The organism is Dietzia sp. Cai40 (genome assembly GCF_014145165.1).
Lineage (GTDB): Bacteria > Actinomycetota > Actinomycetes > Mycobacteriales > Mycobacteriaceae > Dietzia > Dietzia natronolimnaea.
Genome location: NZ_JAALEB010000397.1, coordinates 1 through 2,243, shown reverse-complemented (window position 1 = coordinate 2,243; position 2,243 = coordinate 1). Strand labels below are relative to the sequence as shown.

Genomic DNA, 2,243 nt, shown 5'->3' with positions numbered 1-2,243 from the left:
GCCTCCGAGGAGGCGGCCCCGACCCGCATGCCCTGGACCGGGGCGACGCGTCCGGCGCGCCGGGCGGGCGCCCAGGCGGAGAACACGGTGACGACGAAGCCCAGCACCAGCGGGGTGATGACGGACATCGGGGTGAGTGCCAGGGCCCCTGAGGGGATCCCCAGGTCGAAGGCGTCGAGTACGGCGAAGATGACCCGGGCCAGTCCGAACCCGGCCAGCACGCCGATCGCCGACCCGACCAGTCCGGTCAGCGCGGCCTCGGCCAGCACGGACCGGGTGAGCTGGCCGCGGGTCGCGCCGATCGCCCGCAAGAGGGCGAGTTCGCGGAGCCGCTGTGCGACCAGCATGGAGAAGGTGTTGTAGATGATGAACGTGCCGACGAGCAGCGCGATCAGGCCGAAGGCCACGAAGAAGTAGTTGACGAAGTCCAGGATGGTCGACAGCTGCTCGGAGAGCCTCTCCTTGACCTCCTCGCCCGTGCTCACCTCGTACTCGGGGAACTCGGCGGCGAGCGTGTCGCGCATCTCCTCCTGGCTCACGCCGGGGACCGCGCGGACGGCCACGTTGGTGGCGTTCTCCCCGTCGGTGAACAGGGCGCGGGCCTGTGCGGAGGTGAAGCCGACCCCGACGTAGCCGCCGACGTCGGTCTCCGAGGAGTACGAGCCCACGACCGTGACGTCGATCATCCCCTGGGAGGTGGTGTACACCCGCGCGGAGTCGCCGATCTCAAGTCCCGCGTTGTCCAGCACCGACTCGGGGAGGACGACCTCGCCGTCCGCGGCCGGAGCGCGCCCGTCCGAGATCCAGCTGCTGCTCCCGACGGCCTGGTCGGGCTCGACCCACTCCAGCCCCTCCGACGGGGCGCCACCCGACTGATAGGGCGTGCCGTCGGAGTTGAACATCACCACGGTGCCGGTCACCCCGGGGGTGACGGCCTCGACGCCCGGCAGTCCGAGCGCGCGGTCGGCGACCTCGAACGGCACCCCGGCGCCCCGGGGGTCATCGGGTTCGATCATCGCGGACAGATCCTGCGTGCCCTGGTCGAGCAGGCCGTCGAACGTGCTCTTGAGGGTCGAGGTGAACACGAGCGACCCGGTGACGAACGCGGTGCCCAGCACCACGGCCAGGACGGACAGGACCAGGCGCAGTTTGTGCGCGGCGATGTTGCGGAGAGAGACCCGGAGCATGGGCCGGGAATGGCTGGGGGCGTGACCAGCGGCGTGGCGGGCGGCCATCACCGCTCCTCGAGCGCGCCCATGGCCGCCAGGATCTCGTCGGACGTGGGATGGGAGAGCTCACGCACGACCCGGCCGTCGGCGAGCAGCAGCACGCGGTCGGCGTAGGTCGCGGCACGCGGGTCGTGGGTGACGATGACGACGGTCTGCTGGAAGTCGTCCGCCGCACTGCGCAGGATCGACAGCACCTCCGCCGACGAGGTGGAGTCGAGGTTTCCCGTGGGCTCGTCGCCGAACAGGATGTCCGGGCGCCCCACCAGCGCACGCGCGCAGGCGACGCGCTGCTGCTGACCGCCGGACAGCTCCGAGGGGCGGTGGGACAGGCGGTCGGCGATCCCCAGCCGCCCGATCACCTCGTCGAACCACGCGCGGTCGATGGCGTGGCCCGCGATGTCCTGCGGGAGCGTGATGTTCTCCTCGGCGGTCAGGGTGGGGACGAGGTTGAAGGACTGGAATACGAACCCGATCCGGTCGCGGCGCAGCGCGGTGAGTTCCTTGTCCGCCAGGCCCACGATCTCCGTGTCACCCACGCGCACCGAACCCGAGGTCGGCCGGTCCAGGCCGGCCATGCAGTGCATGAGCGTGGACTTTCCCGAGCCGGACGGGCCCATGATCGCGGTGAACCGTCCGCGCTCGAACGAGGCGCTGACGTGGTCCAGCGCGCGGACCTCGGTCTCGCCCTCGCCGTAGGTCATGACGAGGTCGGTGGCGACGGCTGCGAGCTCCGCGCCCTCCGCCCGGTGCTGGGTCTCGGCCTGCGTGGTCATCTGCTCCCCTGGATCGTGGTGGTCGACCTAAAGCATGCAGGAGTTCGGAGCGGGTGCCGATGGGGGATGGCCCGGATCTTTCGCCCGGGCCTTCCCGGACGGCCACGCCTCGAGCGACCTGCGGGTCCTGAATCGGCGCTCGGCACCGGAGACGGGGTCGGTGAACCCGATGGTCTCCGCGAGCAACTGCAGCGGGTGGGAGAAGTCGCCAGGGGTGATCGTCCGCACCCGCGGGTACAGG

The 2,243-nt window shown here is 71.0% G+C and carries 2 protein-coding genes and 1 pseudogene; all 3 read right to left on the bottom strand.

Going from position 1 to position 2,243, the window contains the following annotated elements:
- Nucleotides 1-1,235: FtsX-like permease family protein (locus tag G6022_RS14340; protein ID WP_241731236.1), on the bottom strand; the 1,235-nt coding region annotated here is incomplete at its 3' end.
- Nucleotides 1,235-2,002, bottom strand: a complete 768-nt coding sequence (locus G6022_RS14335) for an ABC transporter ATP-binding protein (protein ID WP_179523574.1) — start codon at nucleotides 2,000-2,002, stop codon at nucleotides 1,235-1,237. The genes G6022_RS14340 and G6022_RS14335, both read right to left, overlap by 1 nt.
- 27 nt (nucleotides 2,003-2,029) lie before the next feature.
- Nucleotides 2,030-2,243 (bottom strand): annotated as a pseudogene (locus G6022_RS16720) (pseudouridine synthase); the annotation flags it as partial.